Annotated in this window: 9 protein-coding genes and 1 pseudogene; 9 read left to right on the forward strand and 1 reads right to left on the reverse strand. The window is 65.2% G+C overall.

Annotated elements, in window-relative coordinates; all coding sequences use genetic code 11:
• Positions 1–62: 62 nt before the first annotated feature.
• The 3 genes and pseudogenes from XARJCFBP2528_RS02350 to XARJCFBP2528_RS02360 all read left to right on the forward strand — a co-directional run bounded on the left by XARJCFBP2528_RS02350 (position 63) and on the right by XARJCFBP2528_RS02360 (position 5,396).
• Positions 63–2,248, forward strand: a pseudogene (locus XARJCFBP2528_RS02350) (alpha-L-rhamnosidase-related protein).
• Positions 2,245–3,723, forward strand: a complete 1,479-nt coding sequence (locus tag XARJCFBP2528_RS02355) for an MFS transporter (RefSeq protein ID WP_047124268.1) — start codon at positions 2,245–2,247, stop codon at positions 3,721–3,723. The pseudogene XARJCFBP2528_RS02350 and the gene XARJCFBP2528_RS02355 overlap by 4 nt, the downstream one beginning before the upstream one ends.
• 11 nt (positions 3,724–3,734) lie before the next feature.
• The gene (locus tag XARJCFBP2528_RS02360) at positions 3,735–5,396 is read left to right on the forward strand and encodes an alpha-amylase family glycosyl hydrolase (RefSeq protein WP_162200816.1); all 1,662 of its coding nucleotides are present in this window, start codon (positions 3,735–3,737) and stop codon (positions 5,394–5,396) included.
• A gap of 147 nt (positions 5,397–5,543) precedes the next feature.
• Here XARJCFBP2528_RS02360 and XARJCFBP2528_RS02365 read toward each other — a convergent pair whose 3' ends face one another.
• Positions 5,544–6,665, reverse strand: a complete 1,122-nt coding sequence (locus tag XARJCFBP2528_RS02365; protein ID WP_016901025.1) for a LacI family DNA-binding transcriptional regulator — start codon at positions 6,663–6,665, stop codon at positions 5,544–5,546.
• Positions 6,666–6,990: 325 nt separating this feature from the next.
• On the opposite strand from XARJCFBP2528_RS02365, the gene thrS reads away from it, so the two are divergent.
• From thrS to pheT, 6 genes are all read left to right on the forward strand, one after another.
• Positions 6,991–8,895, forward strand: a complete 1,905-nt coding sequence (thrS, locus tag XARJCFBP2528_RS02370) for a threonine--tRNA ligase (RefSeq protein WP_047124270.1) — start codon at positions 6,991–6,993, stop codon at positions 8,893–8,895.
• A gap of 48 nt (positions 8,896–8,943) precedes the next feature.
• On the forward strand, positions 8,944–9,486 hold the full coding sequence (infC, locus tag XARJCFBP2528_RS02375; RefSeq protein WP_080591364.1) for a translation initiation factor IF-3: 543 nt from the start codon (positions 8,944–8,946) through the stop codon (positions 9,484–9,486).
• Positions 9,487–9,726: 240 nt separating this feature from the next.
• A complete protein-coding gene (gene rpmI, locus XARJCFBP2528_RS02380) occupies positions 9,727–9,924 on the forward strand; it encodes a 50S ribosomal protein L35 (protein ID WP_002811096.1) in 198 nt (65 codons plus the stop codon).
• 10 nt (positions 9,925–9,934) lie between these two features.
• Positions 9,935–10,294 carry a 50S ribosomal protein L20 gene (rplT, locus tag XARJCFBP2528_RS02385; RefSeq protein WP_016903313.1) on the forward strand — a complete coding sequence of 120 codons (360 nt, stop codon included), beginning with the start codon at positions 9,935–9,937 and terminating at the stop codon, positions 10,292–10,294.
• Between the two features lie 263 nt (positions 10,295–10,557).
• A complete protein-coding gene (gene pheS / locus XARJCFBP2528_RS02390) occupies positions 10,558–11,553 on the forward strand; it encodes a phenylalanine--tRNA ligase subunit alpha (protein WP_016903312.1) in 996 nt (331 codons plus the stop codon).
• 118 nt (positions 11,554–11,671) lie between these two features.
• Positions 11,672–14,050 carry a phenylalanine--tRNA ligase subunit beta gene (gene pheT, locus XARJCFBP2528_RS02395; protein ID WP_016903311.1) on the forward strand — a complete coding sequence of 793 codons (2,379 nt, stop codon included), beginning with the start codon at positions 11,672–11,674 and terminating at the stop codon, positions 14,048–14,050.
• Positions 14,051–14,061: the final 11 nt, after the last annotated feature.

The following is a 14,061-nucleotide window of genomic DNA, read 5'->3' on the forward strand; positions in this document are numbered from 1 at the left end:
GCGCACTACAACGCGTGCAACGAGGGAGGGAGGCCGACGGTGCAAGCCGTCTGGCCGCTTCGATGCTGAAGATGATCTGCATGGCTGCAACGCTCGGCGTTGCGGCAAGCTCGCCGGTGTTGGCCGATGAGCTGGAATTCCAGGGCCGCCGTGCGCAAGCGCAGGCGCTAGAAGACGGCGGTTTCGTGCTGCGCTGGCCGCAGGGCGAGCGCCGCATCGGGCCGCAGCCGATGCGTACCCATACCGCCAGTCCGTTGTTCGACGCCCTGTTCGCCATGGCGCAGCAGGAAATGGCCGACGACCGTGTCGAGGCGATCCGCGATCCGGCCTTCAACGACGGCAAGCCGGTGCCGTGCGCGTGTTTCGAAACCGGTGAGCGCTGGCCTTACGTATGGACGCGCGATGTCAGCTTCGCCGCCGATCTGGCGTTGGCGCGGCTGGAGCCGGAGCGCACGCGCAATGCGCTGCGCTTCAAGCTGTCGGCGGCGCGCGACGGGCGGACGCCAGGGGTGTTTGTTGCGCAGGACACCGGCTCCGGTGGCAGCTGGCCGATCAGCAGCGACCGCGTGGTGTGGTTTCTTGCCGCGCGCGGCCTGCTGGATGACAAGGCGTTCGCTGAAGACGTTTGGGAGGCGTTGCAGGCCACTCTCGCGCAGGATCGTGACGCGGTCTTCGATGCGCAGATCGGCCTCTACCGCGGCGAAACCTCGTTTCTGGATTGGCGCGAGCAGACCTATCCGGAGTGGACGCGCCAGGATGTGCGCTTCATCGCCGAGTCCTTCGCCCTTTCCACCAACGTGTTGCACTACCATGCCCTGCGCCTGGCCGAGCAACTGGCGCGCCAGCATGGCGATGCGCGCGCGTCCAGGTACGCCCAGTGGGCCGATGCGCTGCGTCAGGCCATCGCCACGCGCTTCTGGGATGCGCGCAGCAATCAGTACGTGAGCTATCTGGGCAATGCGGCGCATCCGGTGCGCTATGCCAAGGTCGATCTGCTCGGCGTGTCGCTCGGCGTGCTGGCCGAGGTGTTTCCGAAGGAGCGTGCGCGTGCCGCGCTGCGCAGGTATCCGCTGGTTGCCGGCGGCAGCCCGGTGGTGTGGCCGCAGGAAGCCGAACAGCCGATTTATCACAATCGCGCCGTCTGGCCTTTCGTCAGTGCGTATGCGCTACGCGCCGCACGCCAGCTGGACGACGCGCCGCGCATTGCGCTGGAGTTGCAGTCGTTGATGCGCGGCAGCGCGCTGGCCGGCTCCAACATGGAAAACTACGAGATGCAGAGCCTGGCGGTGCATGTGGAGGAGGGCACACGTAGCGGCCCGGTAGTGAATTCGCCACGCCAGTTGTGGTCGGTTGCCGGCTATCTCTCCGCGGTGCTGGAAGGCGTGTTCGGCATTGGCGCCGATGGCAGCGTGACGCCGAAATTGCCGCGTACGTTGGTGCCGTTGTTGTTTGGCGATCGCCAGCAGATCGTGCTTGAACAGGGCGCCCGACGCTATGTGCTGCAGCGGCCGACGGCGAGTGCGGGTGAGTTGCTGGTGGCGGGGAAGGTCGAGCAACAAGGCCAGACCACGTTGGTGCATCTGATCGGTCGCAAGGCCGATACCACCGCACCGCCGCAGCCAGGCCAGGTGTTCGCACCCAGCACGCCGGAGGCGCCCGTCGCGCAACGGCAGGGCGATGGCTATCGCGTTGTGATTCCGGCTGGGGCGACGCTGTACATGGATGGGCATGCGTTGGACGCCACGCGGCACTTAGACCTGCGCGAGGACGGCCGGCTGCACGTGCTCAGCCTGACCCGCCGCGCCGATGGCCTGGAGTCGCTGCACAGTCCCGCGTTGACGCTCGGTCCGTTGCAGGAAGTCCCGGGCAGCGAGGCCTGGGTTTGGACTGCCACGCGCGCGGGCCAGCATCGCGTATCGCTGCGTTATCGCAACCCCAACGGGCCGATCAATACCGGCGTCACTGCGGCGGTCAAGCGGCTGCTGCTGGAATGCCCGGGGCAGGCCACGCAGTCGCAGGTCGTGGTGATGCCGCATAGCGTGGGCGAGCAGCTGTCCACGCAGGTCAGCTTCACTGTGGTGGCCGGGCAGCAGTGCAGGTTCCGGCTGGAAGATGGCTTCAACATGAGCGCGCTCGCCATTTTGCGCAGTACAACGGCGGCCGCGGCGGTCGCGATGGCGTGGTCAACACCGCGCAGGTGAGCGCGCTGCTGGTCGGCCCCGCAGCGAGCACGGAGGCTGCGCAATGACCGCCAAGCCACGCCTGAGTTTCTGGCAGATCTGGAACATGTGCTTCGGCTTTCTCGGTATCCAGTTCGGCTTCGCGTTGCAGAACGCCAACGCCAGCCGCATCTTCCAGACCCTGGGGGCGCAGGTCGACGACGTGCCCGGTCTGTGGATCGCCGCACCGCTCACCGGTCTGATCGTGCAGCCCATCATCGGCTACCTGTCCGACCGCACCTGGACCCGATGGGGGCGCCGGCGCCCGTATTTCATGGTCGGCGCAGTCTTCACCACACTGGCCTTGCTGGCGATGCCCAACGCACCGATGCTGTGGATTGCCGCCGGCACGTTGTGGGTGCTGGATGCATCGATCAACATCTCGATGGAGCCATTCCGCGCCCTGGTCGGCGATCAACTGCCACCGGCGCAGCGGCCCACCGGCTATGCGATGCAGAGCTTCTTCATCGGGGTCGGGGCGATTGTGGCGAGTTTCCTGCCGTGGTTGCTCACGCATTGGGGCGTGGCCAATACCGCACCGCCAGGCCAGTTGCCTGACAGCGTGCGCTACGCCTTCTACCTCGGTGCCGCGGTGCTGTTCCTGTCGATCAGCTGGACGGTGCTGCGCACGCGCGAATACAGCCCGCAGCAGCTGGCCGGTTTCGACGATGCGCATCCGCCTGTAGCGGCTGCAGCGATCGCCGGCACCTTGCCGCCGCAACGTGCGAGCGTGCTCTGGTGCGGCATCGGTGTGCTGCTCGCCGCTGCGATCGCCTGGCAGCACGGCGACCGCATGCTCTACGTGCTGGCCGGCCTGTGCATCGCCTACGGTGCGGTGCTTGCGTTGGCGCGCGTGCTGCCATCGACCGGCATGCTGGTGGCGATCGTGCAGGACGTGCGCAGCATGCCGCTGACGATGCGGCGCCTGGCCTGGGTGCAGTTCTTCTCCTGGTTCGCGCTGTTTGCGATGTGGATCTACACCACTGCCGCAGTTACCCAGGTGCACTTCGGTGCCAAGGACACCGCATCGGCGGCCTACAACGAAGGCGCGAACTGGGTGGGCGTGTTGTTCGGTGCCTACAATGGCTTTGCGGCGTTGGCGGCATTGGTCATTCCATTGCTGGTGCGTGCGATCGGCCTGCGCTGGAGTCATCTGTGCAACCTGTGGCTGGGTGCGGCCGGGCTGTTGTCGATGCTGGTGATCCGCGACCCGCAGTGGCTGCTGCTGTCGATGCTGGGTGTCGGCTTTGCCTGGGCCTCGATCCTTTCGCTGCCTTACGCCTTGCTGTCCGACAGCGTGCCCGCCGCCAAGATGGGCGTGTACATGGGCATCTTCAATTTCTTCATCGTGATTCCGCAGCTGGTCGCGGCCAGCGCACTGGGCTTCGTGCTGCACGTCTGGCTGGGCGGTCAACCGATCTACGCGCTGGCCATCGGCGGCGCCAGTTTGCTCCTTGCCGGTGTGTGCGTGGTGCGGGTTCCAGTGGCTTCGGGAGGGCGGTGATGCGTCATGTAATGATGGCTGGACTGATCGTGTATGCAGGAGCGGCGAACGCAGCGACTGCACATGGCGATTACTACGGTACGCTGGAACCGTTCGCTGCCGACGCGGTGTATTTCGTGGTGACCGACCGTTTCGTCAATGGCGACCCCGGCAACGATCAGCGCGACCAGGGCGGTGCGCATCGCACGTTCGATGTGTCGACGCCTTGCGCGGATGCGGTCGGCGACAACATCGGTTACCTGGGGGGCGACTTCAAGGGCATCGTCGAGCATGCCGATTACATCCGCGAGCTGGGGTTCGGCGCGGTATGGATCACGCCGATCGTCGACAATCCGGATGAGGCTTTCACCGGCGGCAAGCCGATCAGCTGCGGCAGTACGCTCAGCGACCACGGCAAGACCGGCTATCACGGCTACTGGGGCGTGAACTTCTACAAGCTCGACGAGCATCTGCCCAGCCCAGGGCTGGACTTTGCCGGCTTCACCCGCGCCATGCATGCCAACCGCTTGAAGGTCGTGCTGGATATCGTGGGCAATCACGGCTCGCCGGCCTACAGCATGCCGGTGGCACAGCCGGGCTTCGGCAAGTTGTACGACGCCGATGGCCGCCTGTTCGCCGATCACCAGAATCTGCCGCCCGCGCAGCTGGATCCGCAGCACGTTCCGCTGCACGCGTTCTACAACACCGGCGGCGGCCTGGCCGAGTTGTCCGATCTCAACGAAAACAATCCCGCCGTGCTCGATTATCTGGCCGGCGCGTATCTGCAGTGGATGGAGCAGGGCGCCGACGCGTTTCGTATCGACACCATCGGCTGGATGCCCGACCGTTTCTGGCATGCCTTCGTTGCGCGCATCCGCGAAAAACGTCCGGGGTTCTTCATGTTCGGCGAAGCCTTCGATTACGACGCCAACAAGATTGCCGGGCATACCTGGGCGCGCAATGCCGGCGTCAGCGTGCTGGATTTCCCGTTGAAGCAGCAGCTGTCCGCTGTCTTCGGGCATAAGCAGGCCGGGTTCGAGAAGCTTGCCGCGCCGCTGTTTCTGCGCCAGGGACCGTATGCCAATCCGTACGAGTTGATGAGTTTCTACGACAACCACGACATGGCGCGCCTGGATGCCAGCGACACCGGCTTCATCGACGCGCACAACTGGCTGTTTACCGCGCGCGGCATCCCGGTGATCTATTACGGCTCGGAGACCGGCTTCATGCGCGGGCGTGCCGAACATGCCGGCAACCGCAATTACTTCGGTGCCGAGCGCATCCGCACTGCACCGCAAAGCCCGATCTTCGGCCCGTTGCAGCAGATCGCGCGGTTGCGTCGGGATACCCCGGCATTGCAGCGCGGCGTGCAGGTGGATGTGCTGCTACGTGGGGATCAAGCGGCGTTCTTCCGTGTCTATCAGCATGCGGGCACCAGCCAGACGGCGCTGGTGCTGCTCAACAAGGGCGATGTGGCGGCGAACATCGAGGTGACGCATTTTCTGCAGCCAGGCACCTGGCGCGACGCGATGAGTGGCGAGCAGGTGCCGGTGCAGCGTCGGCTGCTGACGCAGGTGCCCGCACACGGGGTGCGGGTGCTGCTCTCGGACGCGCCGATCACCGACCCGGCCTTGCGCAGGCAGCTCGACGCGCAGATGGCCGAGCAAGCCGCGCGCGATGCCCGCAACAGGTAGGAGCGCACCCGGGCGCGAGGGGCATTACCGGGAACACCCCGTCGCGCCCGGGTGCGCTCCTACGAGGCATCGATGGCTGCGGCCGATCCCGCGCAGCCTGTCGCGCATGCTCCAACGATTCCCGATTCCCAATTCCCAATTCCCGACTCAACGCCTGACAGCCCCATCAGCGGCCCGACCAAGCACCGCCTCGCCGGTCTCCGCGCCGGACGGTCTCCATCCAAGCGGGGGCTGCAGCCCACTGCTACGCGAGGAATCACGCAGCGCCAGCTTCACCGGAATGGTGCGGCTCTGCGCCGCTTCGCCGCGGATCAGCGCCACCAGGCTCTCCACCAGGAGCGTGCCGGCCTGCTTGGTGTCCTGTTGCACCGTCGACAGTGCAGGTGCCACCGACGCCGCCAATGCGATATCGTCGAAGCCGCTTACTGCCACATCCTGCGGCACCCGCAGGCCACGCTCGCGCAAGGCGCGCATTGCGCCGATCGCAATGAGGTCGCTGGCCGCACACACCGCATCGAACGCCTTGCCGCTGTCGAGCAGCTCCAGGCACGCGGCATGGCCGGACGACTCGGTGGTGATCGCATCGAACTGCAGCGCGCGATCTGCCACCAAGGCCTGCTGTTCCAGCGCGGCGACGTAGCCGCGGTAGCGCTCTTCGAACTCGGGGTAATGATTGGACGCGTGGCCGAGAAAGGCGATGCGGCGGCAGCCCTGCGCGAGCAGATGCTCGGTGATGTCCAGCCCGCCCTGATAATTGTCGCTGCCGATCGAAATGCCCGGCTGCCCCGGCAGCGCCGCGCCCCAGCGGACGAAGTGGGTGCCTTGTTCGACCAGCAGCTGCAACCGCTGGCGCGACTGCTGATAATCGCCGTAGCCGAGCAGGATGATGCCGTCGGCCTTGTTGCTGTCTTCGTAATCGGCCTGCCAGTCCTTGGACAGCTGCTGGAAGGATACCAGCAGGTCGTAGCCCTGCAGCGCGCAGGCGCGGGTAATCGAGCCCAGCATCGAATGGAAGAACGGGTTGATCAGCGAATCGTCGGCGGTGGGGTCTTCGAAGAACAGCAGCGCCAGCGTGCCGGCATTGCGCAGCCGCAGCGACGAGGCGTTCTTGTCGACCTTGTAGTTCAATTCGTTGGCGATGCGCAGGATGCGCTTGCGGGTTTCTTCGTTGACCATCGGGCTGCCGCGCAGTGCGCGCGACACGGTCGGTTGCGACACGCCGGCCAGGTAGGCGATATCCAGCGAGGTGGCTTTACCCTTGATGGTCATGATCGGTACTGGCAGCACAGGTGGCCGGCATCATGCCACGCGCCCGCCGGCCCCGTGCCGGCATGCGCAACAGCGGGCTGATTGGTTTACCATTCGCTTCCAAGACCCCTTGCGAGAAGGTGGCCCGCGCCCCGCGCCGGCCCAGCGTGCGACATGAGCACTACCACCGCCCACCGCTGATTCCGGCCGCGCCAGTCCGCAAGGCGCGCGTACGGCGTTCGTTCCGCCCCACTTCTCGCCATATCTCTATCCGAGCCTGCGCCGCAACGGGCAGATCTCCCTTGCAGTCGTCGCGCTGCAGCCAGCACAGACCTCATTCTTGCCCATGATCAACATCACGCTCCCCGACGGCAGCCGCCGCGAATTCGAATCCCCTGTCTCGGTGATGCAGGTCGCCCAGTCGATCGGCGCCGGCCTGGCCAAGGCCACCATCGCCGGCCAGGTCGATGGCCAGCTGGTCGATGCCAGCGACGTCATCGACCACGATGCCAGCTTGCGCATCATCACCGCCAAGGACGCCGAAGGCGTGGAGATCATCCGCCACTCCTGCGCGCATCTGGTTGGGCATGCGGTCAAGCAGCTGTACCCGGAGGTCAAGATGGTGATCGGCCCGGTCATCGCCGAAGGCTTCTACTACGACATCTACAGCGAACGCCCGTTCACGCCGGACGACATGGCCGCGATCGAACAGCGCATGCAGGAGTTGATCGCGCAGGACTACGAGGTGATCAAGAAGGTCACCCCGCGCGCCGAGGTGATCGAGGTATTCGCCCAGCGCGGCGAGGAGTACAAGCTGCGCCTGATCGAGGACATGTCCGACGACATCACCGCGATGGGCCTGTACTACCACCAAGAATACGTGGACATGTGCCGCGGCCCGCACGTGCCCAACACGCGCTTCCTCAAGGCCTTCAAGCTGACCCGCATTTCCGGCGCCTACTGGCGTGGCGATGCCAAGAACGAGCAGCTGCAGCGCATCTACGGCACCGCCTGGGCCGACAAGAAGCAGCTGGACGCCTACATCCTGCGCATGGAAGAGGCCGACAAGCGCGACCATCGCCGCATCGGCAAGCAGCAGGACCTGTTCCACCTGCAGGAAGAGGCGCCCGGCCTGGTGTTCTGGCATCCCAAGGGCTGGTCGCTGTGGCAGGTGGTCGAGCAATACATGCGCAAGGTCTATCGCGACAGCGGCTACGGCGAAGTGCGTTGCCCGCAGATCCTGGACGTGTCGCTGTGGCAGAAATCCGGTCACTGGGACAACTACCAGGACGCGATGTTCTTCACCGAGTCGGAGAAGCGCACCTACGCGGTCAAGCCGATGAACTGCCCCGGCCACGTGCAGGTGTTCAACCAGGGCCTGCACAGCTACCGCGACCTGCCGATCCGCTATGGCGAGTTCGGCGCCTGCCACCGCAACGAGCCCTCCGGCGCGCTGCACGGCATCCTGCGCGTGCGCGGCTTCACCCAGGACGACGGTCACGTGTTCTGCCTGGAATCGCAGATCGAAGCCGAAGTCACCGCCTTCCATCAGCAGGCACTGGCGGTCTACACCGCGTTCGGCTTTGACGACATCGAGATCAAGATCGCGCTGCGCCCGGAAAAGCGCCTGGGCGACGACGTCACCTGGGACAAGGCCGAAGCCGCGCTGCGCAGCGCGCTGGGCGTGTGCGGGGTGGAGTGGCAGGAGCTGCCGGGCGAGGGCGCCTTCTACGGCCCCAAGATCGAGTACCACCTCAAGGACGCCATCGGCCGCACCTGGCAGCTGGGCACCATGCAGGTCGATTTCATGATGCCGGGTCGCCTCGGCGCCGAGTACGTTGACGAGCACAGCCAGAAGAAGCATCCGGTCATGCTGCACCGGGCGATCGTTGGCTCGATGGAACGTTTCATCGGCATCTTGATCGAACACCACGCCGGCGCCTTCCCGGCCTGGCTCGCCCCGGTCCAGGTCGTTGTCGCAAATATCACCGATGCCCAGGCAGACTATGTCGACTCGGTTCGGAAAACCCTTGCAAATCAAGGCTTCCGTGTGAACGCCGATTTGCGTAACGAGAAGATCGGATATAAGATTCGCGAGCATACGCTGCAACGCGTGCCTTATCTCCTCGTCGTCGGTGACCGCGAGAAGGAAAACGGCGCCGTCGCCGTGCGGACACGTTCGGGAGAGGACCTCGGGACCATGACGGTCTCGGCCTTCATCGAACGTCTGCAGGCAGAGCAGGCAGCGTGAGCCAACCCCGGCCGGTCTGGATGATCCGGATGCGCCGGTTCGATTCCCCTGGGAGATTGCAATATCAGTACCCCTGACAACAAACAGAACCGCAAGAACCAAGAAATCCGTGTGCCGCGCGTCCGCGTGATCGGCAGTGACGGTGAGATGGTCGGCGTGTTGTCGCGCGACGAAGCGCTCGCCAAGGCCGAGGAAGAAGGCCTGGACCTGGTCGAAATCCAGCCGCAGGCCGATCCGCCGGTCTGCAAGATCATGGATTTCGGCAAGTTCAAGTTCGAGCAGCAGAAAAAGGCCAATGAGGCCAAGAAGAAGACCAAGCAGGTCGAGATCAAGGAACTCAAGTTCCGTCCGGTCACGGACGAGGGCGACTACCAGATCAAGCTGCGCAACATGCGCCGCTTCCTGGAGGAGGGCGACAAGGTCAAGGTCAATATCCGCTTCCGTGGCCGTGAAATGAGCCACCAGGAACTTGGGCGCGAGATGGCGTCCCGGATCGAGGCCGACCTGGGCGACGACATCGTCATCGAGTCGCGTCCGCGCCTGGAAGGGCGCCAGATGGTCATGATGATCGCGCCGAAGAAGAAGATCTGATTCCCGCGCCAGGACGGGCCCTCATGGGTCCGCCAGGCCGGCGACAGCAGCCATTTGCAAGAATTCCCGGTAACGGGCATACTGCGCGGCCCGGTTTTGCCGGGGCGCCGCGCAAGCGGTACAGGACCTGTCCGGATCGTGTTCGATCAAGGACTTACAAGCAGGCAAGGGCAAGGATGGAAAGCGTGGTCGCAAGACTGCCGCCCGGGTCAGTGACAAAAGACCATCAAGGACATTGCAATGCCCAAGATCAAGACCAACCGGGCGGCGGCCAAGCGTTTCCGCAAGACCGCCTCCGGCAAGTACAAGTGCGGCCACGCAAACCGTAGCCATATCCTCACGAAGAAAGCGACCAAGCGGAAGCGCAACCTGCGGCAGACGAACCACGTCCGCGCCGAGGATGCAGGCCGTCTCGATCGTATGCTTCCCTATCTCTGAGGACTGAACCATGGCACGAGTAAAGCGTGGTGTGCAGGCGCGCCGCCGCCACAAGAAAATTCTGACCCTGGCGAAGGGCTACTACAATGCCCGTCGCAAGGTTTTCCGCGTCGCCAAGCAGGCGGTCATCAAGGCGCAGCAGTACGCCTATATTGGCCGCAAGCAGAAGAAGCGCGTGTTCCGTTCGTTGTGGATCACCCGCATTAACGCGGCTGCCCGCATCAATGGCCTGAGCTACAGCCGTTTCATGAACGGCCTGCTGAAGGCGGGTATCACCCTGGACCGTAAGGTGCTGGCCGATATCGCCGTGCACGATGCCGCCGGCTTTGCCGCGCTGGCTGAGAAGGCCAAGGGCGCGCTGGCGGCGTAAATGCAGGTCCCTTCGCAAGAGTTTGCACATCCATGTGCGGGCTTTTGGAGGGGTAGTTTCTCGAGGGAGCTTGCGCATTCGTGTGCAGGTCTCCGGCGAGGGCAAGCAGATATGCAGGGGGAAGGGCGCGAGTCCTTCCCCTTTTGCGTTTTTAGATGGCCGGCATTGCTGACTGGATGCCGGGCTAGACCAGATTTGAGTGGCAATGCGTTCCGGTGCATCCGGAAACACCGTTCGGTTGACGCAGTTGAGGCGCGAGTGCAATGAGTGAGATTCAATCCCTGACCGAGCGTGCGCTGGCCGATGTCGCCGCCGCGCAGACGCCGGACCAACTGGAAGCCTTGCGCGTCGCATTGCTGGGCAAGAGCGGCAGCATCACCGCCCAGCTCAAGCAGCTCGGCACGCTGCCGGCCGATCAGCGAAAGGCCGCTGGCGAAGCGATCAACCTGTCGCGCGATGCGCTGACCGCTGCGTTGTCCGAGCGCAAGCACACGCTGGAAAACGCCGCGCTGGATGCACGGCTGGCCGGGGAGCGGATCGATGTCACCTTGCCGGGCCGCCGCAGCGAACGCGGTGGATTGCACCCGGTCACGCGCACGCTCGAGCGCATCGTCGAGATCTTTGCGCGCCTGGGCTATGAGTTGTCCGATGGTCCGGAGATCGAGGACGACTGGCACAACTTCGAAGCCCTGAACTTTCCGCCGCACCATCCGGCGCGCGCGATGCACGACACGTTCTATTTCGGCGATGGCCGCCTGTTGCGCACGCATACCTCCGGCGTGCAGGTGCGCTACATGGATGCGCACAAACCGCCGCTGCGCATGATCGCGGCCGGCAAGGTGTACCGCTCCGATTCGGACCAGACCCATTCGCCGATGTTCCATCAGGTCGAAGGCCTGCTGGTCGACGAGCACTCCAACTTCGCCGATCTCAAGGGCACCTTGTCCGAGTTCGTGCGAGCGTTCTTCGAGCGCGATTTCGAAATGCGCTTCCGCCCCAGCTATTTTCCGTTCGTGGAACCAGGCGCGGAAGTGGACATCGCCTGGCAGCAGCCGGACGGCAGCACGCGTTGGCTGGAAGTGCTCGGCTGCGGCATGGTGCACCCGAACGTGCTGCGCAGCGTCGGCATCGACCCGGAGCGCTACACCGGCTTCGCGTTCGGCCTGGGCGTGGAGCGCTTTGCGATGCTGCGCTACGGCGTCAACGACCTGCGCGCATTCTTCGAAAACGATGTGCGTTTTCTTAGGCAGTTCGCCTGACGGCGGGGAATCGGGAATGGGGAATCGCAAAAGCCACGCGCTTTGCGGATCCCATCTCTAAGCCCCGGTGCCCCGCTTTTGCGATTCCCCATTCCCCATTCCCGATTCCCGGCTCCTCATGAAATTCTCTGAAAATTGGCTGCGCAGCCACGTTCCCATCCAGGCGAGCCGCGACGAGCTTGCCGCGACGCTGACGGCGATCGGTCTGGAGGTCGAAGAAGTCACGCCGCTGGGCGAGGCGCTGGGGCAGGTGGTGGTGGCGCGTATCGTCGAGGCGGTGCGTCATCCGGAAGCCGATCGTCTGCAGGTCTGCAGTGTCGACGCAGGGCAGGGCGAGTTGCTGCAGATCGTGTGTGGCGCGCCCAATGCGCGTGCCGGTCTGGTGGCACCGCTGGCGCTGGTCGGTGCGCAGATCGGCGCGCTGACCATCACCGCGGCCAAGCTGCGCGGGGTGGCGTCCAACGGCATGCTGTGCTCGGCCAAGGAGCTGGGGCTGGACAGCGATGCGTCCGGCCTGTTCGAGCTGCCCGACGATGCGCCGGTGGGTCAGGCGCTGGCCGAGTACATGGGCCTGCCCGATGCCAGCATCGAGATCAAGCTGACGCCCAATCGCGCCGACTGCTTCAGCGTGCGCGGTATCGCCTTCGATGTGGCGGCCGCATGCGCCAGCGCAGTGGTGGCCTTCGACGCCGGTGCGGTGGCGCCGGTGTCCACGCGCACGCTGGCGGTGGAATTGCATGCCGGCAACGCCGCGCCGCGCTATTGCGGACGGGTGATCGAAGGCATCGACCCGGCCGCAAAAACACCGGTGTGGCTGGCCGAGCGGCTGCGTCGCAGCGGCGTGCGTCCGGTCTCGCTGCTGGTGGATATCACCCAGTACGTGATGCTGGAACTTGGCCAGCCGATGCATGCGTTCGATCTGGACACCCTGCAAGGCCCGATCGGCGTGCGCCATTCGCGCAGCGGCGAGCAGCTGGCATTGCTGGACGGGCGTCAGGTCACGCTGGACGACAGCTTCCTGACCATCACCGATGCCGACCGCCCGGTCGCATTGGCCGGCCTGATGGGCGGCCTGGATACCCGCGTTACCGAAACCACGCGCAACGTGTTCCTGGAGTCGGCGTACTTCGATCCGGCCGCAATCATGGGGCGTGGTCGCAAGTTCGGTCTGCATACCGATGCCGGTCATCGCTTCGAGCGTGGTGTGGATCCGGCATTGCCGCCGCAAGCGATCGAAGTGGCGACGCGGCTGGTGCTGGAACTGGCCGGTGGTACGCCGGGCCCGGTGGTGCATGCGCAATTGCCGGAGCATCTGCCGCAGCCGGCGCGCATCCTGCTGCGGCGTGCACGGATCGCGCGCGTACTCGGTATCCAGATTGACGATGGTGAGGTCGTGCGCATTTTGAGTGCGCTTGGCATGCAGCTGGAGGCGGTTACCGAAGGCTGGCAGGTGATGGCACCGAGCCGTCGCTTCGATATCGCCATCGAAGAGGATCTGATCGAGGAACTGGCGCGCATCCACGGGTACGAGCGCGTGCCGACCACGCTGCCGGGCGGCGCAAGCCGGATTGCGATGCCGAGCGAAACCCAGCTCGATGAGCTCAGCGTGCGGCGCCAGCTGGTGGCGCGCGAGCTGCAGGAAACCATCAATTACGCTTTCGTCGACGCCACCTTGCTGGAGCGCTGGCAGCTGACCGACGGCCTGGTGCCGTTGGCCAATCCGCTCAGCGCCGAGCTGGCGATCATGCGTCCGCGCCTGTTGCCGGGCCTGGTGGCGACGCTGGGCCGCAATGCCGCCCGTCAGGCCGGGCGCGTGCGCCTGTTCGAGCTCGGCAAGGTGTTCAGGGCTGCGTCCGACGCCGGCGCTGCCCCGCAGGAGTCGCAGCATGTTGCCGCGGCCGTGTGTGGCGATGCCCTGGCGCTGCAATGGGGCGAGCCCGCGCGCAAGGTGGACTTCCACGATCTGAAGGGCGACCTGATGGCGCTGGCCGCGGCCAGTGGCGCGGTGCTGGAATTCCAGCCCTCTGCCCAGCCCTTCGGGCATCCGGGGCGATCGGCCGACATCCATCGCGATGGCGTTTGCATCGGCTGGATCGGGCAAGTGCATCCGCGCCTGGCCAAGGCGTTGGACATCGACGTGGACGTGATCGCGTTCGAGCTGCAACTGACGGCGTTGGTCAAGCGTGCGCTGCCGCGTGCCGGCGAGCTGTCGCGGTTCCCCTCGGTGCGTCGCGATCTGGCCTTCCTGGTCCCGGAAGAGGTGAGCTGGGCGGCGCTGTCGAGCAGCGTACGCACCACCGTCGGACCGTTGCTGCGCGAGGTGCAGCTGTTCGACCGCTACGTCGGGCAGGGGGTCGAGCCAGGTTTCAAGAGTCTGGCTATGGGCTTGATTTTGCAGGATAACTCGCGCACTCTCACCGACCGGGACGTCGACGCAGTCGTTGCCGATGTGGTGGCCGTGATCGAGCGCGAGCACCGCGCCCGGATCCGGAGTTGAGGCGGTAACCA

The sequence above is a fragment of the Xanthomonas arboricola pv. juglandis genome, from assembly GCF_001013475.1.
In the GTDB taxonomy this organism is placed as follows: Bacteria; Pseudomonadota; Gammaproteobacteria; order Xanthomonadales; family Xanthomonadaceae; genus Xanthomonas; species Xanthomonas arboricola.

Excerpts from the sequence above, each read along its gene's own strand:
- pheT (WP_016903311.1), top strand. The coding sequence starts at position 11,672 with ATGAAATTCTCTGAAAATTGGCTGCGCAGCCACGTTCCCATCCAGGCG.
- XARJCFBP2528_RS02365 (WP_016901025.1), bottom strand. The coding sequence starts at position 6,665 with ATGACCATCAAGGGTAAAGCCACCTCGCTGGATATCGCCTACCTGGCC.
- pheS (WP_016903312.1), top strand. The coding sequence starts at position 10,558 with ATGAGTGAGATTCAATCCCTGACCGAGCGTGCGCTGGCCGATGTCGCC.
- rpmI (WP_002811096.1), top strand. The coding sequence starts at position 9,727 with ATGCCCAAGATCAAGACCAACCGGGCGGCGGCCAAGCGTTTCCGCAAG.
- XARJCFBP2528_RS02355 (WP_047124268.1), top strand. The coding sequence starts at position 2,245 with ATGACCGCCAAGCCACGCCTGAGTTTCTGGCAGATCTGGAACATGTGC.
- rplT (WP_016903313.1), top strand. The coding sequence starts at position 9,935 with ATGGCACGAGTAAAGCGTGGTGTGCAGGCGCGCCGCCGCCACAAGAAA.
- XARJCFBP2528_RS02360 (WP_162200816.1), top strand. The coding sequence starts at position 3,735 with ATGATGGCTGGACTGATCGTGTATGCAGGAGCGGCGAACGCAGCGACT.
- thrS (WP_047124270.1), top strand. The coding sequence starts at position 6,991 with ATGATCAACATCACGCTCCCCGACGGCAGCCGCCGCGAATTCGAATCC.